Here is a 20,738-nt window from a genome sequence, read left to right as displayed (position 1 = left end):
ACGGTGCCGTCATGGCCGTCGCGCCGTTCCATCGACAGCTCGGCCTCGATGGCCAGCGGCGCGCGCTCCGCCCGCGCCTGGCCTTCGGCGGCAAGCTCGGCGACGCCGGCACCCGCCAGCGCCTCACCGAGCGCGATCTGCGGCAAGTCGATGTCGCGGATGTCCACGGACACGGGCAGCGAGAACCCGCCGCCGGTGCGCGGCTTCTCCTGCGGGTCGGACACCGGCGCGCGGGCCGCCTCGATGCGCCCCACCGCGACCCGGTCGGCCAGGAAGGTGCGCGAAAGCAGGGCGAAAGGCGACCAGTCGACCGCCACCTCACGCAGCACCAGCCACGGCCCCTCGCGGTCCTCCAGCACCACATGGTCGACCCTGAGATTGCCCGACCAGATGCCGTCGATGCCGCGAACGGTGACCTTGGCGTCGTCGGAAGAGGCCATGCTGGAGATCAGGCCGGCGAGATTGTCGCGGCCGCGCTCGGTGGTGGTCAGCACCACCGCCGCGCCGGCGAGCCCTGCCACGGCGACGAGCACCGCATAGAACAGAACGCGCATGATCCGCTTTGCAATCTTCATGCCCTTCGCCTGCCGTCCTGCCGCGTCAGAATGATTGCCCGATTCCGGCATAGATGCCGAATCGCGGATCGCCCGGGTCGCGGTTGAGCGGCACCGCGGCATCGACCCGAAGCGGCCCGAAAGGCGTTAGATAGCGCAGGCCCACGCCCGCGCCCACCTTCAGATCGGAAAATTCCGGGAACTGTTTCGTCGAAACCGTGCCGGCATCGACAAAGGGCACGATGCCGATGGTTTCGGTGACCGCGACGCGCAGTTCCGCCGACGTCTCGAAGTAGGAAAGCCCGCCGATCGGCTTGCCGTCTGCATCCTTCGGCCCGATGCCCTGATAGGAATAGCCGCGCACCGAACCGCCCCCGCCCGCATAGAAGCGGCGGTCGGCAGGTACGTTGGTGAGGCCGGCCCCCAGGATGGAACCCGCGGCGACGCGGCCTGCCAGCACGAAGCGGTTGCTCTCCGCTGGCGCGTAATAGGCCGAGCCTTCGCCCCGGAGCTTGATGAAGGCCTTGTTGTTGAGCGTGTCGTAGCTCGGCTCGACGAAGGCGAGGACCCGGAAGCCGCTGGTCGGGTTGAGCCGATCGTCGCGGTTGTCGAAGACATATTGCAGCGGCACCGAGGCGATCAGATATTCGTTCTTGCCGAAGCTGTCGGTGATCTTCGAATAGTCGAGCGACAGTTCGGCCGAAACGGTCTGCTGCTTGTCGAGCTGGTAGGACAGGCCCACTCCGCCCTTGACCGAGAAGCGGTCATAGGCATCCGGATGCTCGTAGACCGTCCTGAGGTTGGCGAAGAACTTCGAGGCGGGGCCGACAACGCCCGGCTTCTCGAACATCACGCCCGCATTGTAGTTCAGCTTCGAGATATCGTTGGAGCCGATGCCGCTGATCGAGCCGTCGAACCGCAGCTTTTCAGCCCGGCCGAACAGGTTGCGATGGCCCCAATAGCCTTCGAGGCCCAGCCCCTCGGTGTTGGAGACCGTGCCGCCGATGCCGAAATAACGCGGTTTGCGCTCGGTCACCTGCACCTCGATCGGGATATTGCCCTCGCCGTCCAGCGCGCCGGCCTCGCGCACCGTCACGCTGTTGAACACCTCGAGGCCCAGCAGCCTGTCGCGGGCGTCGTCGATGTCCTTGGGCGAATAGCGCGCGCCGCGCTTCAGGCCGGTCATGTATTCGGTGAACTCGCGGTCCACCTGCTCGGTGCCTTCCACCGTCGTCGCGCCATAGCCGGCCACCGGCCCGGCCTTCACGGTCAGCGTCACGTCGAGCGTGGTGGTGTTGTGGTCGGCGACGATCTCGCGGTCGGTAATCTCGGCCAGCGGCCGCCCCTCCTCCTTCAGCGCGCGCACGATCAGCGCCTCGGCCTTGAGGATGGCGCCCGAGCCGGCGTCGCCGCCCGAGATCAGGCCGAAATCGGCGCTGGCAAGCCCGGCCGCGTCGCCCGCCAGGCGGATGTCGCCAAGCGTGAACTTCGGCCCCGGCGTGACGTCGATCACCACCGGCACCGGCTGCGGACCGGTGAATTCGGCATCGGGCGGCAGGTCGTCGATGGAACGGCCGTCGATCGACACATTGACGACGCCCTCGTAGCGGGCATCGGTATAGAGCGCGGCCACAAGCTGCTCGCGGTCGCCGCGCGCCTTGGCCATCAGGCCGAGCGAGCCGGAAACCGGACGGTCCTCGTCGGTCTTGAGCGCGGAAGCCGCCTCCAGCCTGTCCTTCAGATCGGGATAGTCGTCCGGAACGTTGATGGTGACCGTATAGGTCATCGGGTCGACGATGTCGGCGTCCTCGTCGTCGGACGAGCCCCAAAGCTTGATTCCGAACAGTTCGAATGCCGCCGCCGGCTGCGGCGCGGCGGTCATGGCGGAGGTGACGAGCAGCGCGAGCAACAGCGCACGCGGCAGGGAAAGCCCCGCCGCCGGCCTGTCCAAGCTGTGCCCTATATCACGCCGCATCCTGCCAACTTAACGAACAAAGTTAAAATTCGACTGAAATTCCGAACCTTTCGCTGAATTACACAACGCCCGCTTGTGCCAGAAGAGCGTCAGGTTGAAATTCAATCCTTTCCTCCTTCGGCAAGAATGCGTGATCATGCATTTAGGCTGAATAGCGGCGAATGGCCCGAAATGAAACCGTTACGTCGATCACGAGGCGTTCACCAGATTGACAAGCCCTGCCGATCGCCGAAAGCTGAGTGCCCCGACCTTCGGAGAGGTATCATGACAATGCGCGCGTTCCAGACCCTTGCGGCAGCCGTTCTCATATTGGTGACGACGCTGGGAATAGCCGCCCATGCGCAGGAGGCGCGCCGCATCGCCACGACGGAAAACGCCGACTATTTCGGCTTCGACCTGCGGTCCGAGCAGAACGTGACGCTCGACCAGTGCTCGTCCGCCTGCCTCGGCGATTCGGCCTGCCGCGCCTTCACCTACAACAACAAGGCGAAATGGTGCTTCCTCAAGTCGGATTTCAATGAGCTGAAGCCCTTTGCGGGGGCCACCGCCGGCAAGGTCGTGACGCTCGACGCCGATCCCGACATCGGCGCGCCGCCGGAACTCGCCTATGTACCGGCCTGGGTGAAGGACCAGGCCGCGCAATACCGCAACACGCTGACCGGCCCGAACTACCCGAAGCCCACGCAGGGCCTCGGCGGCCTGATCGAGGACGCCGCCGCTGCCGCCCGGAACGGCGACCAGCGCACCGCCATGCAGAAATACGAGGCGGCGGTTTCCGCCATGCCGCAGGACGGGGCGCTGTGGCTGGAGCTTGCCCGCGCCACGCTCGCCGTCAGCCCCAACGACCGTACGGAAACCACGACGCTGCGCACCAGCGCCACCTCGGCGGCGCTCAACGCCTACGATCTTTCGCGCACCGCCGCCACCCGCGCCGACGTGCTGGCCCAGCTCGGCGCGGCACTCGACGCGCGCGAGCTCTATCGCCCTGCCCTGCAGGCCTATGAGGCCAGTCTGGCGCTGGTCAATTCGGCTTCGGTGCGCGCCACCTACGAGGATCTCAAGGCGCGCAAGGGCTTCCGCATCGTCGATCATTCCATCGACGCCGACACCGCCGCGCCGCGCATCTGCGCCCAATTCTCCGAGGATCTCGTGCGCACCGGCGTCGATTATCCCCAGTTCGTGCGGGTCGACGGAGCCGCGCCCGCCGGCATCGAGGCCACGGAAAAGCAGATCTGCGTCGAGGGCCTTGCCCATGGCCGCTCCTACGAGGTCACCTTCCGCGCCGGCCTGCCGGCAGCCATCGGCGAGGTGCTCGCCGCGCCCGTGACGCTGTCCATCTACGTTCAGGACCGCGCCGCTTCCGCCCGCTTCACCGGCGACAGCTTCGTCCTGCCCGCCGGCATGCGGCGCGGCATCCCGGTCGTCACCGTCAACATGGCGGCGGCCGACATGAAGCTCTACCGCATCGGTGACCGGGCGCTGACCCAGTTGCTGTCCGGCTACCAGTTCCTGCGCCAGCTCGACGGCTACGACATTTCCAACATCGCCGACCAGATGGGCGAGCCAGTCTGGGAAGGCAGGCTGGAGATCGAGGACCAGCTCAACAAGGAAGTGACCACCTCCTTCCCGGTGGACGAGGCGCTGCCCGAACGCAAGCCGGGTGTCTATGTGCTGACCGCCCAGCCCGTGGACGACCGCAGCGAGACATGGAATTCGCGCGCCACGCAATGGTTTGTCGTCTCCGACATCGGCCTTTCCACCTATACGGGCGAGGACGGCCTCACCGTCTTCGCCCGCTCGCTGGCCAGCGCCAAGCCGCTTGCCGGCGTGGAACTCACCCTGCTCGCCCGCAACAACGAAGTGCTTGGCACCGCCAGGACCAATGACGAAGGCCGCGTCATCTTCAATCCCGGCCTCACGCGCGGCGAAGGCGGCCTGGTGCCGGCCGTGCTGACAGCCAAGCAGGGCGACAGCGATTTCGTCTTCCTCGACATGGCCCGCGCCGGCTTCGACCTGTCCGACCGCGGCGTCGAAGGCCGCGCGGCACCCGGCGCGCTCGACGTCTATGCCTGGACCGAGCGCGGCATCTACCGCGCCGGCGAGACCGTCCACGTCTCCGCCCTTGCCCGCGACGGCAGCGCCACCGCCGTGGACAATTTGCCGCTCACCTTCGTCTTCTCGCGCCCCGACGGCGTCGAGGATCGCCGCATCGTCTCCGAGGGCGCTTCGGCCGGCGGCCATGCCGTGGACCTGCCGCTGGAGCCAAACTCCATGCGCGGCACCTGGTCGGTCGCCATCCACACCGATCCCAAACAGCCGGCCGTTGCCAGCCAGATGTTCCTGGTCGAGGATTTCGTGCCGGACCGCATCGAGTTCGACCTGAGCGCCGACAAGACCGAAATCGCGCCCGGCCAGACCGCGACGCTCACCGTCGACGGCCGCTTCCTGTACGGCGCCCCGGCCGCCGGGCTGGCGCTGGAGGGCGAGCGCACGCTGGTCCTGACCCGGCAATGGGACCGCTTCAAGGGCTTCTTCTTCGGCCTCGCCGACGAGGAGGCCGGCGAGCCTTCCGTCACGCCGCTGGCCGACCTGCCGCTGGTCGGCGCGGACGGCAAGGCCACCTTCCCCGTCGCCATCGACCAGCTTCCCGCCACCACCCAGCTCGTCAACGCCAAGGTGACGGTGCGCATGCGCGAAACCGGCGGGCGCGCCGTCGAACGCGCGCTCGACCTGCACGTGCGCCCGCAGGACGACATGATCGGCATCCGCCCCGACTTCACGGAAGTGCCGCAAGGCGGCACCGCGAAATTCAGCCTCATCGCCGTCGACAGCCAGGGCGAACGCACCGCCTTGCAGGGCGCGAGCTGGTCGCTGGTCAAGGTCGAGCGGAACTATCAGTGGTATCGCAACGGCGGCTCGTGGAACTACGAGCCGGTGACCTTCACCCGCGCCGTCGCCAACGGCACGGTGGACATCGAGGCCGGAGCCGAGGTCGCCATCTCGCAGCCCGTCGAGTGGGGCCGCTACCGCCTCGAAGTGGCCAGCACGGCCGCAGACGGCCCCGCCACCAGCTATGAATTCGATGCCGGCTGGTATGTCGAGGCCGCCTCCACCGAAACGCCGGACGGACTGGAAATCGCCCTCGACAAGGACACCTATGCGCCCGGCGAGGTGGCGAAGCTGAAGGTCTCGCCGCAATTCGCCGGCGAGCTTCTGGTCGCCGTCGGCGCCGACCGGCTGCTGAAAACCGTCTCGGCCTCCATCCCCGCCGAAGGGGGCACCGTCGACATTCCGGTCGGGGAGGACTGGGGCGCCGGTGCCTATGTCACCGCAACGCTCTACCGCCCCGGAGATGCGCAGCAATCGCGCATACCCGCCCGCGCCATCGGCGTCAAATGGCTGAAGGTCGATCCGGCCGAGCGCAAGCTTGCCGTCGCACTCGCCCCGCCGGAAAAGACCGAGCCGCGCCAGCCGCTCACCATTCCCGTTAGCGTTTCCGGCATGGCCGCCGGCGAAAAGGCCTATGTCACGGTCGCAGCCGTCGATGTCGGCATCCTCAACCTCACCAGCTACAAGGCGCCCGACCCCGAGGACTGGTTTTTCGGCCAGCGCATGATGGGTCTTGAACTGCGCGACCTCTACGGCCGCCTCATCGACGGCTCGCTGGGAGCCGCCGGCCGTCTGCGCACCGGCGGCGACGGCGCCGCCATGCAGTCGCAGGGCAACCCGCCCAAGGAAAAGCTGGTCGCCTTCTTCTCCGGCATCGTCGAGGTCGATGCGGAGGGCAAGGCGGCGGTCGCGTTCGACCTGCCGCAGTTCAACGGCACGGTGCGCGTCATGGCCGTCGCGTGGACCAAGGAAGCGGTCGGCCACGCCGTGAAGGACGTGATCGTGCGCGATCCGGTCGTCATCACCGCCGGCCTGCCCCGCTTCCTCGCGCCGGGCGACGCCTCCACGCTGCGCCTCGACGTGGCCAACACGGACGGTCCGGCCGGCGACTATGCCGTGACCATCGAGACCGCCGGCGGCATCGCTATCGGCGACGACGGCGTGCCGGCAAGCGTCACCCTCGGCGCCGGCGAACGGCGCGGCTTCGAGGTGCCGCTGATGGCGGTCGAGCCGGGCGACGCCTCGCTGACCGTACGCCTTGCCCATGCCGACGGCACTTCGGCCGAGCAGGTGCTTTTCCTGCCGGTGCGCCCGGCGCAGCTTCCGGTCACCACGCGCATGGTTGTGAACCTCAAGCCCGGCGCTTCGCTGCGCGTCGATCGGGAATTGCTGGCGGCAAGCCTGCTGCCCGGCGCTTCCGTCAGCGTCGGCGTCCTGCACACGGCGGCGCTCGACGTGCCGTCGCTGCTTCTGGCGCTCGATCGCTATCCCTATGGCTGCACCGAGCAGACCACCAGCCGCGCCCTGCCCCTGCTCTACGTCAACGACCTGTCGCAGAGTTTCGGCATCCCCGTCGATGACGGCCTGCGCGAGCGTGTGCAGGAGGCGATCTACCGGGTCATCGCCCACCAGTCCTCCACCGGCGGCTTCGGCCTGTGGGGGCCGGGATCGGGCGATCTGTGGCTCGACGCCTATGCCACCGACTTCCTGACCCGCGCCCGCGAACAGGGCTACGACGTGCCCGAACGCGCCGCCGCGCAAGCCCTCTCCAACCTGCAAAACAGCCTCGGCTACGATCAGGACGTTCAGGAGCGCGGCAACGAGATGGCCTATGCGCTCTATGTGCTGGCCCGCAACAAGAAGGCCTCGGTGGGCGACCTGCGCTACTATGCCGACACCAAGCTGGAAGACTTCTCCAGCCCGATGGCGGTGGCGCAGCTTGCCGCCGCGCTCGCCCTTTATGGGGACGCGCAGCGCTCGGAAGCGACCTTCCAGGCCGCCTTCCAGCTTGCCCGCAACAGCACCGGCTTCAACCAGTACCGCGCCGACTACGCCTCGCCGCTGCGCGACGCGGCGGCCATGCTGGCGCTTGCCGCCGACAGCAAGCCGTCACCGTCCGTGGTGCCGGAACTGGTCAGCCTGGTGAACCGCGAGCGCGCCGCCACCACCTGGACCAGCACGCAGGACAATGCCTGGATGCTGCTTGCCGCGCGCGGGTTGAAGGAGGGCAACGAGACCATCTCCCTCACCGTGGACGGCGCCGCCCATGACGGCCCGTTCGCCCGCGAGATCGACGGCTCCGACCTGGTCCGCAGCCCGCTCACCATCGCCAATGCCGGCAAGGAGGCGGTCGATGCCGTGGTCACCACCATTGCCGCGCCCGCCCAGCCGTTGCCGGCCGGCGGCGACGGCTTCGCCATCGAGCGCACCTACTACACGCTCGACCGGGAAGAGGCGAACGTGACCGAGGCCGGGCAGAACGAGCGCTATGTGGTGGTGCTGCGGGTCAACCAGCAGAACGACTGGCCGACCCGCATGCTGGTCACCGATCTCCTGCCGGCCGGCTTCGAGATCGACAATCCGGGCCTCGTCTCCAGCGCCCAGCTTGCCAATTTCGGCTGGCTGCCGGACACCAGCGCCGCGCATCTCGAATTCCGCGACGACCGCTTCGTCGCCGCCTTCGATCCGGGCGGCAACAGCAGCCGGGAAGTCACGCTGGCCTATGTCGTGCGGGCGGTCACCCCCGGCGTCTACGCCCATCCGGCCGCCAGCGTCGAGGATATGTACCGGCCCCAATATTCGGCCCGCACCGCTACGGGCATGATGGAGGTGAAGGCACCGTAGGAGTTCCCGACGTGACGATCGCACTGCCCCTCACCCTTACCCTCTCCCCGCTCGCGGGGAGAGGGGGCGTTGACGTCGCGGCCAGCCGCCTTCTCCCCGTGCACGGGGAGAAGGTCCCGGCAGGGGAATGAGGGGCGGCGATGCGTTGGCAATCAATGTCCCTGCGCAGATTTGCAATCCGCACTCTCGCGCTCGCCGCAATCGGCACCGCTTCCCTGTTCGCCCTCGACCGCGCCTACCCGCCGCCCCTGCCGGAAAAGCCGGTGCTCTCGGCCGAAGTGCTCGACCGCGACGGGCAAATGCTGCGCGCCTTCGCCACGCCGGACGGATACTGGCGCTTCGGCGCGTCGCTCGACCGCATCGACCCGGCCTTTCTCGACATGCTGGTCGCCTACGAGGACAAGCGCTTCTGGGACCACAGCGGCATCGATCTTCTGGCGCTCGGACGCGCCGCCCTGCAATTCGCCGGCAGCGGCCGTATCGTCTCGGGCGGCTCAACGCTGTCCATGCAGCTCGCCCGCCTCATCGAGCCCCGCACCAGCCGCAGCATCGCCGCCAAGCTGCGCCAGATCGCCCGCGCCGCGCAGATCGAGCGGCGGCTGTCGAAGCGCGAGATCCTTCAACATTATCTCACCCTCGCCCCCTATGGCGGTAATCTGGAAGGGCTGCGCGCCGCATCGCTCGCCTGGTTCGGCAAGGAGCCTTCGCGCCTGACCGTCTCCGAAAGCGCGCTGCTGGTCGCCCTGCCGCAACTGCCCGAGAAGCGCCGGCCCGACCGCAACGCGCAAGCCGCCCGCGTCGCGCGCGACCGGGTGCTGGAGCGCATGGTCAGCGCCGGCCTGCTCGGCGAACGCGAAGCCGCCCGCGCGGCACTGGAGGACGTCCCCTCCTATCGCCGCGCCATGCCCTCCTTCGCCGCCCACGCCACGCTGCGCGCCCTGCGCACCGGCGACGAGCCCCCTCGCCTCACCATCAGCCGCCGCGTGCAGCAGGGGCTGGAAGCGGTTGCCCGCGAGGCGGCGGCACGACTCGGGCCGAAGCTCTCGGTCGCCATGGTCATGGCCGATTCCCGCACCGGCGAGATACTGGGCGAGGTCGGATCGGCCGGCTTCACCGATTCCGCCCGCTCCGGCTGGATCGACATGACCCGCGTGCTGCGCTCGCCGGGCTCGACGCTGAAGCCCTTCATCTACGGCCTCGCCTTCGAGCAGGGGCTGGTGGCGCAGGAAATGCTGATCTCGGACAGCCCCGCCGATTTCTCCGGCTACCGGCCGAAGAATTTCGACATGGGCTATCAGGGCGATGTCAGCATCCGCACCGCCCTGCAACTGTCGCTCAATGTGCCGGCCGTGCGCGTCCTCGATGCGGTCGGCCCGGCAAGGCTCGCCGCGCGGCTGCGCAACGCCGGGGTGTCGCTGGTGCTGCCGCCGAACGAGCCGCCCGGCCTCGCCATCGGCCTCGGCGGCGCCGGCATCACGCTGCGCGATCTCGTCCAGCTCTATGCCGGGCTCGCCAATGGCGGCAAGGTCCACCGCCTGCGGGACGGCACCGAACCCGCTTCCGCCACGCCCTCCGGCGCGACGCTGCTCGATCCGCAGGCCAACTGGCAGGTCACCGACATTCTCTCCGGCGTCCGCCCGCCGCAGGGGGCATCCCGGCGCGGCATCGCCTACAAGACCGGCACCTCCTACGGTTACCGCGATGCATGGACGGTCGGCTATGACGGCCGTTACGTGCTGGGCGTCTGGGTCGGCCGCGCCGACGCGGCGGCCATTCCGGGCCTGTCCGGCTATGTGTCGGCCGCGCCCATCGTCTTCGAAGGCTTCGCCCGCTCCGGCCTTGCCGCCGTGCCGTTTCCATCCGCGCCGCCCGGCACCCGCCATATGCGGCGCGAGGACCTGCCCGTGACGCTGGCCCGCTTCGGCACGGACACCCTTGCCGCCGCCGCCGGCCCGGTGGAACCCGCGCCGCGCATCGTCTTTCCGCCGGATGGGGCCCGCGTCGATCTCGGCACCTCGTCCAGCGCCGCCACCCCGCTGGTGTTGAAACTTCAGGGCGGCCGCGCGCCCTTCCGCTGGCTCGCCAACGGCAGGCCGCTGGAAGGTCAGGACCGCCGCCGCACCGCCACCTGGCAACCGGACGGGGCCGGAACCTCCACCTTGACCGTCATCGACGCGGCCGGCCGCGCGGCCAGCGTCACCGTGTTCGTCGAATAGGACGCCCCTCGAGCGCACTCACCTCGAAAAGAGAAGAATTTTCCGATTGCGCCTTCGATCGGGCAGGAGTTTTCTGTAGAGGCCCGAAAAAGGCAACGGCCTGCGCATCCAATTTCTACCAATTCAGTAGAGTAAAGTGGTGTGAACAGGAGGCTGACATGAGCCAATTCCGTAAAACTACTCTGCTCGGCATACTCATCGCGGGCTCCGTGCAATTCGGCACATTGGGCTTCGCGCTGGCGGATACGACGATCCTCAATGTTTCCTACGACCCGACCCGTGAGCTGTACAAGGAGTTCAACGACGCCTTCGCCAGGCACTGGAAGGCCGAAACCGGCGAGACGGTGACCATCCAGCAATCGCATGGCGGCTCCGGCAAGCAGGCCCGCTCGGTGATCGACGGCATCGATGCCGACGTGGTGACGCTGGCGCTCGAAAGCGATATCGACGCCATCGCCGAAACGTCCAAGAAGATCAAGCCCGACTGGCGCCAGCATTTCGACAACAATTCCGCCCCCTATACCTCGACCATCGTGCTTCTGGTGCGCAAGGGCAATCCGAAGGGCATCAAGGACTGGGGCGATCTCGTCAAGGGCGACGTCCAGGTCATCACCCCCAACCCCAAGACCTCCGGCGGCGCGCGCTGGAACTATCTCGCCGCCTGGGGCTGGGCGCATCACCAGTTCGGCGGCGACGAGGAGAAGATCAAGGAATATATCAGCGAGCTTTTCCGCCGCGTTCCCATTCTCGACACCGGCGCGCGCGGCTCGCTCCTGACCTTCACCGAACGCAAGATCGGCGACGTCTTCCTGTCCTGGGAGAACGAGGCCTTCCTCGCCAAGAAGGAATATGGCGAAGACGCCTTCGAGACGGTCATCCCCTCGCAATCCATCCTGGCGGAACCGCCGGTGGCGATCGTCGACGCCAATGTCGACGCCAAGGGCACCCGCAAGGTCGCCGAGGCCTATCTGCAATATCTGTACTCCGAGGAAGGCCAGCGGATCGCGACGAAGAACTTCTACAGGCCTTCGAAACCGGACCTCGTACCGGAGGAAGAAAGAAATATTTTCCCGAAAGTCGAGCTGATTGGAATAGATGACCCCATTTTCGGCGGCTGGAAGAAAGCACAACCTTACCATTTCGCCGATGGCGGGATATTCGACCAGATCTACAAACCGGCGCAATAAGCGCCACGGCATGCCTCCCGAAGCGGGAAGCCGGTTTCGGGAGGCAGACATGCGATCAGATACGAAGAAGGCGCGGCCAGATCGCGGCGCGCTTTAACAGACAAGGGGCGACATGACCGCAGTACCCGCCAATGCGGGGTGGCGATTCAGGCAGCCGAGCGTCATTCCGGGTTTCGGACTGACGCTCGGCCTTTCACTTGCCTATCTCACCCTCATCATCCTCATCCCGCTCTCGGGCCTCGCCTGGCGCTCGGCTTCTCTCGGCTGGCCGCAATTCTGGGCTCTCGTCACCGATCCGCGCACCGTCAACGCCCTCAAGATCAGCTTCGGCACGGCGCTGGCGGCGGCGGCGGTCAATGTCGTGTTCGGCACCGTGGTCGCCTGGGTGCTGGTGCGCTACCGGTTTCCCGGAAGGCGCATCGTCGACGCCATGGTCGACCTGCCCTTCGCGCTGCCGACCGCCGTGGCCGGCATCGCGCTGACCACGCTCTACGCCCCCAACGGCTGGATCGGCGCCCTGCTCGGCCCCCTTGGCATCAAGGTCGCGTACACGCCGCTCGGCATCGTCATCGCCCTGGTCTTCATCGGCCTGCCCTTCGTGGTGCGCACCGTGCAGCCGGTGATGGAAGAGATCGACCGCGAGGTCGAGGAAGCCGCCGCGACGCTGGGCGCCAGCCGGTTCCAGACCATCACCCGCGTGCTGTTTCCGGGGCTGGCGCCGGCCATCGTCACCGGTTTCGCGCTCGCCTTCGCACGTGGCGTCGGCGAATACGGCTCGGTGATCTTCATCGCCGGCAACCTGCCGAACGTCTCCGAGATCGCCCCGCTGCTCATCATCATCCGGCTCGAGGAATACAATTACCCGGCCGCCACGGCCATCGCCGCGGTGATGCTCATCATCTCCTTCGCCATGCTTCTCGTCATCAACATGCTGCAATCCTGGAGTCGCAAGCGCTATGGCTGATCCCGTCGTGTTCGCCGCCGAAGCGGCTCCCTCGGCCGGCGCCGGCATCACGGAATCGCGCCCGGCGCGCTGGGTGCTGATGGCGATCGCCATGGTCTTCCTCGGTGTCTTCCTGTTCCTGCCGCTGGTGCTGGTGTTCATGGAAGCCTTCAAGAGGGGCATCGGCTTCTACATCTCGACGCTGGGCGAGCGCGACACGCTTTCGGCCATCCGCCTCACCCTTCTGGTGGCGGCCATCTCGGTGCCGCTCAACCTTGTCTTCGGCGTCGCCATGGCCTGGGCCATCGCCAAATACGAATTCAAGGGCAAGGCGTTCCTCACCACGCTGGTCGACCTGCCCTTCTCCGTCTCGCCGGTCATTTCCGGCCTCGTCTACGTGCTCCTGTTCGGCGCGCAGAGCGTGCTCGGACCGTGGCTGAAGTCGCACGGCATCGAGATCCTGTTCGCCGTGCCCGGCATCGTCCTGGCGACGATCTTCGTCACCTTCCCCTTTGTGGCGCGCGAACTGATCCCCTTGATGCAGGAACAGGGCACCAAGGACGAGGAAGCCGCCATCTCGCTGGGCGCCAGCGGCTGGCAGACCTTCTGGTATGTGACGCTGCCCAACGTCAAATGGGGCCTGCTCTACGGCGTGCTGCTGTGCAACGCCCGCGCCATGGGCGAGTTCGGCGCGGTGTCGGTGGTGTCCGGCCACATCAGGGGCCAGACCAACACCATGCCGCTGCATGTCGAGATCCTCTACAACGACTACAACGCCTCGGGCGCCTTCGCCGTCGCCTCGTTGCTGGCCGGCCTGGCGCTGGTGACGCTGGCGCTGAAAACCCTCCTTGAAATGCGCTACGGCGCCGAAATCGCCGCGACCCGCGGGCACTGACAGGATTCACCATGCAAGTTCGCGTCGCAAACGTCCGCAAGGAATTCGATACTTTCCCCGCGCTTCATGACGTATCGCTGGAAATCCGTTCCGGCGAACTCATCGCGCTGCTGGGCCCTTCCGGCTCCGGCAAGACCACGCTGCTGCGCCTCATCGCCGGGCTGGAGCAGCCGACCGCCGGCCGCATCTTCTTCGGCGAGGAGGACGCCTCGGAAAAAAGCATCCGCGAGCGCAATGTCGGGTTCGTCTTCCAGCACTATGCCCTGTTCCGGCACATGACGGTGGCCGACAATATCGGCTTCGGTCTCAAGGTGCGCCCGGCCGAAACCCGGCCCGCTTCCGCCGAAATCCGCAAGCGCGCCACCGATTTGCTCGATCTGGTCCAGCTTTCGGGGCTGGAAAAGCGCTATCCGGCGCAACTGTCGGGCGGCCAGCGCCAGCGCGTGGCGCTCGCCCGTGCACTCGCCATCGAGCCGAAGGTGCTGCTGCTCGACGAGCCCTTCGGTGCCCTCGACGCGCAGGTGCGTCGCGGCCTGCGCCGCTGGCTGCGCGAAATCCACGACGCCACCGGCCACACCACCGTCTTCGTCACCCACGATCAGGAGGAAGCGCTGGAACTGGCCGACCGTGTCGTGGTGATGAGCCAAGGCAGCATCGAGCAGGTCGGCAGCGCCGACGAGGTCTACGACACACCGAATTCGCCCTTCGTCTACGGCTTCATCGGCGATTCCAGTTCCCTGCCGGTCAAGGTCGAGGACGGGCAGGTGTGGCTGGCGGAGCGCCCGATCGGCCTTTCCGCGCCCGACCTTCCGCCCGGTCCCGGCACGCTGTTCTTCCGCCCGCACGACATCGAGTTGCTGGACGGCTGCTCGGGCTGCATCGCCGGCACCGTCGCCGCCAGCCGGCGCGTCGCCGGCACGAGGCGGGTGGAGCTGGAGATCGGCGGCCAGCGCGAGCGGGTCGAGATCGAGCTGCCGGTGGACCATCCCGCGGCGCAGAAGAGCCGGGTGGCCTTCCGGCCGCGAAAGTGGAAGGTTTTTCCGCAGAGCGACGCCTGAGCCAAAAGACGAGGAGGACAATTCCATCATTCCTGGAGAAAGATGGAATTATTTTCTCAAAGCGAGGCTGGAACAGCAGCGCCATGCCTCGCGACGGACAGGCGCCCCGGGCTATAGACTGGGCATTCTCATCTGGAGCCTGTCATGAAACGCCTTCTGCTCGCCGCAACGGCCGCCGCCGGTCTGCTGTTTTCCTCCGCCTCGGCCTTCTCGGCCGACAAGCTGCTCAATGCCTCCTATGACGTGGCGCGCGAGCTGTTCGTCCAGATCAACCAGGCTTTCGTGGCCGAGCATCCGGGCGTCAGCGTCGACCAGTCACATGCCGGCACCTCCAAGCAGGCGCGCGCCATCGCCGATGGCCTCGCTGCCGATGTCGTCACCTTCAATCAGGTCACCGACATCGACTTCCTCGTCAAGCAGGGTCTGGTGTCGGACGACTGGCAGAAGGAATTCCCGGACAACGCCTCGCCCTTCTACTCACTGCCTTCCTTCCTGGTGCGGGCCGGCAACCCCAAGAACATCAAGGACTGGGACGATCTGGTGCGCGAAGACGTGCAGATCATCTTCCCCAATCCCAAGACCTCAGGCAATGCGCGCTACACCTATCTGGCCGCCACCGCCTACGCCCGCGAAAAGTTCAACGGCGACGAGGCCAAGGTGAAGGAGTTCGTCACCAAGATCTTCAACAACGTGCCGGTGTTCGACACCGGAGGGCGCGCCGCCACCACTACCTTCGCCGAGCGCGGCATCGGTGACGTGCTGATCACCTTCGAGTCCGAAACCCAGGGAATCGCCAACGAATACGGCACCGACAAGTACGAGCAGGTCGTGCCCTCGGTCAGCCTGCTGGCGGAATTCCCGGTCGCCATCGTCGACAAGGTGGTGGACCAGAATGGCAGCCGCGATCTGGCCAAGTCCTATCTCGAATTCCTCTATTCGCCTGCCGGCCAGAAGATCGAGGCGGAAAACGGCTTGCGCGTTCGCGACGAGGCGATCGCCACCGAATTCAAGGACAAGTTCCCGGATGTGCGCCTGGTGACGGTCGAGGACGTGTTCGGCGGCTGGGAAAAGGTCCAGGCCGAGCACTTCGCCGAGGGTGCCCTGCTCGATCAGGCCTACGGCAACCGCTGATCTGCGGTAACGGCATCGGAGAAAAGCCGGCCCGCGCCGGCTTTTCTTGCATGAACCTCCGATGCTTTCACCGTTGCGGTCGATCTCCGGCAGCCCTGCCCGCAGGTGTGGCCTTGTGGAAATCTGCCGGCGGTCCTATCCTCGGCAAAAGGTCGGCTCCGATCTGAAAAACCCTCCAAACCGCGACCGGCAAACCAGCGCCGGTCCGGCCTTTCGCTAGATCATCGACGGCCATGCTCACCAAAAAAGGCAAATATGGTCTGAAGGCCCTCGTGCATCTGTCACGGTTGCCTGCCGGGCAGCTTGCCTTCGTCAACGACATCGCCGTCGCCAACAAGATTCCCAAGAAGTTCCTCGACGCCATTCTGGTCGAGCTGCGAAATGCCGGCTTCGTCGAAAGCCGCAAGGGCAAGGACGGTGGCTACCGGCTCGCCCGGCCCGCCTCGGAAATCCGCATCGGCCATGTCATCCGCGTGCTGGACGGACCGCTGGCCCCCTTGGCCTGCGCCAGCCGCACGCAATATGTGCGGTGCGAGGATTGCCGGGACGAAGCGGCTTGCGAGGTCCGGCACATGATGCTGGAGGTGCGCGAGGCCATCGCCCATGTGCTGGACGGCCGCAGCCTCGCCGCCATGCGCGATGCCGCCAACGACGACTTCCCGGCCGATCTGGCGCTTAATATCTAAAGCATGTCGCCCCAAAGTGGGAACCGGTTTCGGGACCACGACATGCGTAAAAACAAAGGCTTAAACCGCAAGGAACGAATCTGAAAGATCGCGGCGCGCTTTAAGCTATTTACCCGGGGCCCCTGCCCGTTCCGTCAGCATGCGGCGGGCGCTTTCCTCGTCGGTGATCAGCACCGTGGGCTGGATGAGGTGCATGGCGCCCATCAGCGCGCCGATCTTTTCCTCGCCGCCCGAGGTGAGGATACGCACCGGGGCGCGGCGCAGCCGGTCGACTTCCACCGACATCACCAGCTGGTTGACCGGGTGATCGACCAGATCGCCATTGCGGTTGAAGAAATGGAACAGAAGGTCGCCCACCGCCCCGCGCGCCACCAGTTCCTCGCGATCGGCCTCCTTGAGGAAGCCGCCGCGATAGAAGGTGGTGGCCGAGGCGATGCCGCCCACGCTCACCAGCACGGCATCCAGCGAATCGGCAAGCTGGAAGATTTCCTGCAAGCCGCAGCGCTCGACCAGCGCGACCTTGGTCTCGATGCTGTCGACCACGGCCGGTGTCGGGATCAGGTAGCCGTCGCCCTGGAAGGCCTGCGCGAAGCGCCAGGCGAATTCGGCCGGGTTGAAGCGCCGGGCGACGCCGACGCCGCCGAGCAGCGAGATCACCTTGAAATCCGCCAGCGAGCGGGCGCTCAGGAACTGAAGGGACGAAAACAGCGTGTTGCCCCAGCCGACGCCGACCCGCATGCCGGCCTTCATGATTTCCGAGACATAACCGCCCGTCTTGGCCGCGATGGCCGGGATCGGATCGGCATCCGGCCTCGAAAGCGGCGCCACGATCGCCTGCTCCAGCCCGAAGGCGCGCTCCAGTTCGCGCTCCAGCCGCACGATCTCGACCAACTCGCTTTCGATGGTGATCTTCACCTCGCCGCGGGCCCGCGCATCGGCAAGCATGCGCACCACGGTGACGCGGCCGACACCCAGCACGTCGGCAATCTCGTTCTGGGTCATCTGCTCGACGAAATACATCCACGCCGCGCGAATGCGCAGCCGGTCGCTGCGGCTCTCCGCGCCGCCATTGGCGACGACGGGATCGCCGTTCACCATCGAGCCGCTCTCTCCCTTGGGCTTCCTTGCCAAATTCCTGCTCCCCGGACGATGCACGCTGCACGTGTAACGATTCAGCGCGGCTGCACAATATGGTCTATTGACCGCGAAGGCACGATGGGAACAATCCTGTTTTCCGGCTATCTTTTCTAAAACTCTTGGTCCACCACCAAACCGGGGCGCCAGAATGCTGCGTGAAATCTCCGAGGAAGTGCGCATCAACCTCAAGGACAGGCTGCGCGACATGCGCCAGGCCATCCGCCGCCGTCGCCATGACAGCGGGCAGGCCAGCCTCCTGCCCCCGCCGCCCGGTGGCCATACGCCGTTTCCGTTGCCCGAGATCGAAGGGCTGCTCGGCCGCGCCGTCAGCGCCTTCGACGACGCCATGACCATGGCCACGACACTGGTCCCGCACGATGGCGGGGGCAATGCACAGGCACGTCCGTTCGAGACCTATTTCCGCTCCGGCAGCGGCGCGATCGAGGGCGAGCGGGCCTTCCGGCGCGACATGTATTATCTGGCCGGGGCGATGCTGGCGCGCAAGAAGGCGCTGGCCGATCCCGTGCACGAAGCCGGCTTTGCCGCCGTCCACGCAGCGATGCTGCGCCAGCATGGCGGCCTCCTGCATCCCGCCGGCGGCGAGGCCGGCGACACGCAGCGCACGGCCCGCATCGCCGAATTGTGCGCGGCGCTTTCGGTCGAACTGCTGCGGGCGCGACCGGTGCGGCCCCGCCTGCCGGAAGGCGCGGCGGCGAATGTGCTGGAAGCGGAAGCGATGCTCGCCGTTTCCGTTCTGGTGCCCATGGCGCTGGCCGTGGCGCTGGCCAGCGCCGGCGTGGAGACCGAACCCGGCTCCGACCTGCTCGACATGGCCGCCATGGCCGTGGAAGCGCGCGTGGACCGGATCATGCCCGCCTGCCGCGCCGCCGATCCGGTCGCGGAACTGACCCCGATCTTCGCCATGCTGATCTTCCACCTGCGCTGAGCGCGGGCGGGGGTCGTTTCTGGCCTGAACTGTAACGGCATGGAATGGAGAGTGTCGGGAATCCATGCCGGAACCTTGAAGCCGCACGGAACAGGGCCCGGACAGCACTCCGGCGTCCCCACACCGATTTCCTTCGCAAATCAACGAGATGAAGGCGTCCGTTGAATCGGCTTCAACGGGCGCCTTCATGTCATTTAGCCGCTTCGGCCAGTTCCACGATCACCTTCTTGGCGCGTGGAATGGAAGCCGGGCTCATGGAAAGCTCGGTCAGCCCCATGCGCAGGAATTCCGGGATCAGGTCGGGCCGGCCGGCCGCCTCGCCGCACATGCCGACCATGATGCCGGCTTCCGTGCCGGCCCTGGCCGTCATCTCGATGGCCGCCATCACCGCCGGGTTGGAGACGTCGTTCAGCCCGGCCACGGTCGGGTTGAGCCGGTCCGCCGCCATCACATACTGGGTGAGGTCGTTGGTGCCGATGGAGAAGAACGCCACATCCTTCGCCAGTTCGCGCGCGATCAGCACGGCGGCCGGCGTCTCGATCATCACGCCAAGCTCGAACTGGCCGAAGGGCACGCCGCGTTCCTTCAGCTCCGCCCCGCATTCTGCGATCAGCTCGCGCGTGCGGGCGACCTCGGACAGTTGCGAGACCATCGGCAGCATCACCTTGACGTTGCCGTGCACGGCGGCGCGCATCAGGGCGCGCAACTGCTGCTTGAAGATGTCCGGCCGGTCGAGGCACATGCGGATGCCGCGCCAGCCGAGGAACGGGTTTTCCTCGGCCGGGAACTCGATGCCGGCAATCGGCTTGTCGCCGCCGATGTCCAGCGTGCGCACGATGACCGGCGCCGGCGCAAAGGCCTTGGCCAGCGTGCCGTAGATTTCGGCCTGCATGTCCTCGGACGGCAGGTGCATGTGCCGCATGAACAGAAGCTCGGTGCGGAACAGGCCGACGCCCATTGCGCCTGCCTCCCTGGCCGCGTCGATCTCCTCCAGCGAGCCGAGATTGGCCGCGACCTCGACGACGGTGCCGTTGGCCAGCTTCGGCACCACGTCCTTGTAGGCTTTCAGCGCCGTGCGCTCCGCTGCCGCCTCGTCGATGCGTTTGCGATAGGCCTCGCGCGTCTGCGCATCGGGATCGGGGATCACAGCGCCGCTGTTGCCGTCGACAGCCACGTCCTTCGCCGCGCGCAAGTCGTGGATGCGGGCGCCGAGCCCCAGCACGGCGGGAATGCCGTGCGAGCGGGCGATGATGGCGATGTGGGAGGTCGCGCCGCCATGGCCGCAAACCACTGCGCCGATGCGCTCCAGCGGGGCGCGCGCAAGATCCCATGCGCCGATGTCCTCGGCGATCAGCACCGCCCCTTCGGGAATGTGGTCGAGGCTGGCATCGTCCTGCCCCAGAAGCGCCAGGCAGATCTGGCGGCCCACCGCCTGCATGTCGTCGGCGCGGGCGTTGAGATAGGGATCGTCGACCGCGCCGAACTCCTGGGCCAGCCGCGCCGTGGTGGCGATGGTCGCCGAAACGGCGTCGAGGCCGCCCCGGATCGTTTCGGTCGTGTCGCCCACCAGCGTCTCGTCGCCGGCGATGTCGCGCAGCGCCGCCACGATGCCGCGGTCGCCCTCGGCCAGCCTGTCGTCGGCCAGCGCCTTGTCCATGCGTGCCCGCACCGCCTCGATCGCCGCGCGAAAACGCTCCAGTTCCGGCTCGATCTCGGCCGCTCCCAGCTTGCGGTCCTCGGCCTTGATCTGCGGCGGGAAATGCGCGAATGCCGGGCCGAGATGAACGCCCTCGCTGGCGGCGACACCGGCAAGCCCGCTGCCGGGCGCCGCAGCCTGCGCCGCAACCGCGGCCGGCCGCACGGTCGCCGGCTCGGGCGCGGCAGCCGGCTTCGGCTCGGCGGGCGACGCCGCCTCCTCGTCCAGCCCGGCCTTGGGATTTTCGAGGAACCCGATCAGTGCCTCGACCGCCTCGGCGGCATCCGCGCCCTCGGCCCGCACGGTGACCTCCTGGCCTTCCTTGACCCCCAGCAGCATCAGCTTGACCGAACTCTTGGCGCTGACCGCCTTGCCGTCGCGGACGATCTCGACCTCGGACTCGAAGCTCTTGGCGAGCTTGACGAACCGCGTGGCCGGCCGGGCATGCAGCCCTTCGTGCACTCTGACGATTGTCGAGCGTTCCATGACCATGACTCTGCCTTGTTCATTTCGGCCGCCGCTTGCGCGATTGCCGGGGGCATCGGTCCGGAAACGGCATCCGGTCTCCGGACGTTCCGATG

12 protein-coding genes are annotated in these 20,738 nt (G+C 67.1%); 9 read left to right on the top strand and 3 right to left on the bottom strand.

What is annotated here, in order from left to right; all coding sequences use genetic code 11:
- Positions 1-600: 600 nt before the first annotated feature.
- A complete protein-coding gene (locus ABID37_RS00345) occupies positions 601-2,505 on the bottom strand; it encodes an autotransporter assembly complex protein TamA (protein WP_435521512.1) in 1,905 nt (634 codons plus the stop codon).
- 288 nt (positions 2,506-2,793) lie between these two features.
- Between ABID37_RS00345 and ABID37_RS00340 the strand changes: the two genes are divergently transcribed.
- The 8 genes from ABID37_RS00340 to ABID37_RS00305 all read left to right on the top strand — a co-directional run bounded on the left by ABID37_RS00340 (position 2,794) and on the right by ABID37_RS00305 (position 16,378).
- A complete protein-coding gene (locus tag ABID37_RS00340; RefSeq protein ID WP_354191952.1) occupies positions 2,794-8,262 on the top strand; it encodes an alpha-2-macroglobulin family protein in 5,469 nt (1,822 codons plus the stop codon).
- 155 nt (positions 8,263-8,417) lie between these two features.
- Positions 8,418-10,478 (top strand): penicillin-binding protein 1C, encoded by a 2,061-nt coding sequence (gene pbpC / locus ABID37_RS00335; RefSeq protein ID WP_354191951.1) that lies wholly within the window; start codon positions 8,418-8,420, stop codon positions 10,476-10,478.
- 158 nt (positions 10,479-10,636) lie between these two features.
- A complete protein-coding gene (locus tag ABID37_RS00330) occupies positions 10,637-11,665 on the top strand; it encodes a sulfate ABC transporter substrate-binding protein (RefSeq protein ID WP_354191950.1) in 1,029 nt (342 codons plus the stop codon).
- 112 nt (positions 11,666-11,777) lie between these two features.
- Complete coding sequence (cysT, locus tag ABID37_RS00325; RefSeq protein WP_354191949.1) at positions 11,778-12,629, top strand: sulfate ABC transporter permease subunit CysT; 852 nt, start codon at positions 11,778-11,780, stop codon at positions 12,627-12,629.
- Positions 12,622-13,503 carry a sulfate ABC transporter permease subunit CysW gene (gene cysW / locus ABID37_RS00320; RefSeq protein WP_354191948.1) on the top strand — a complete coding sequence of 294 codons (882 nt, stop codon included), beginning with the start codon at positions 12,622-12,624 and terminating at the stop codon, positions 13,501-13,503. The genes cysT and cysW overlap by 8 nt, the downstream gene beginning before the upstream one ends.
- 11 nt (positions 13,504-13,514) lie before the next feature.
- A complete protein-coding gene (locus tag ABID37_RS00315; RefSeq protein ID WP_354191946.1) occupies positions 13,515-14,561 on the top strand; it encodes a sulfate/molybdate ABC transporter ATP-binding protein in 1,047 nt (348 codons plus the stop codon).
- Positions 14,562-14,705: 144 nt separating this feature from the next.
- Positions 14,706-15,692, top strand: coding sequence for a sulfate ABC transporter substrate-binding protein (locus tag ABID37_RS00310; protein ID WP_354191945.1), 987 nt, complete (start codon positions 14,706-14,708; stop codon positions 15,690-15,692).
- A 233-nt stretch (positions 15,693-15,925) separates the two neighbouring features.
- Positions 15,926-16,378 (top strand): RrF2 family transcriptional regulator, encoded by a 453-nt coding sequence (locus ABID37_RS00305; RefSeq protein ID WP_354191943.1) that lies wholly within the window; start codon positions 15,926-15,928, stop codon positions 16,376-16,378.
- Between the two features lie 105 nt (positions 16,379-16,483).
- On the opposite strand, the gene ABID37_RS00300 is transcribed toward ABID37_RS00305, so the two are convergent.
- Complete coding sequence (locus ABID37_RS00300) at positions 16,484-17,476, bottom strand: sugar-binding transcriptional regulator (RefSeq protein WP_354192432.1); 993 nt, start codon at positions 17,474-17,476, stop codon at positions 16,484-16,486.
- 187 nt (positions 17,477-17,663) lie between these two features.
- Between ABID37_RS00300 and ABID37_RS00295 the strand changes: the two genes are divergently transcribed.
- The gene (locus tag ABID37_RS00295) at positions 17,664-18,461 is read left to right on the top strand and encodes a hypothetical protein (protein WP_354191942.1); all 798 of its coding nucleotides are present in this window, start codon (positions 17,664-17,666) and stop codon (positions 18,459-18,461) included.
- Between the two features lie 190 nt (positions 18,462-18,651).
- Here ABID37_RS00295 and ptsP read toward each other — a convergent pair whose 3' ends face one another.
- Positions 18,652-20,643: a phosphoenolpyruvate--protein phosphotransferase gene (gene ptsP / locus ABID37_RS00290; RefSeq protein WP_354191941.1), complete on the bottom strand. Its 1,992-nt coding sequence runs from the start codon at positions 20,641-20,643 to the stop codon at positions 18,652-18,654.
- Positions 20,644-20,738: the final 95 nt, after the last annotated feature.

It is taken from the genome of Aquamicrobium terrae, assembly GCF_040545735.1.
Taxonomy (GTDB): Bacteria; Pseudomonadota; Alphaproteobacteria; order Rhizobiales; family Rhizobiaceae; genus Mesorhizobium; species Mesorhizobium terrae_A.
Note: the sequence above shows the minus strand (reverse complement) of the source record. Positions and strands in the feature narration are given on the sequence as shown.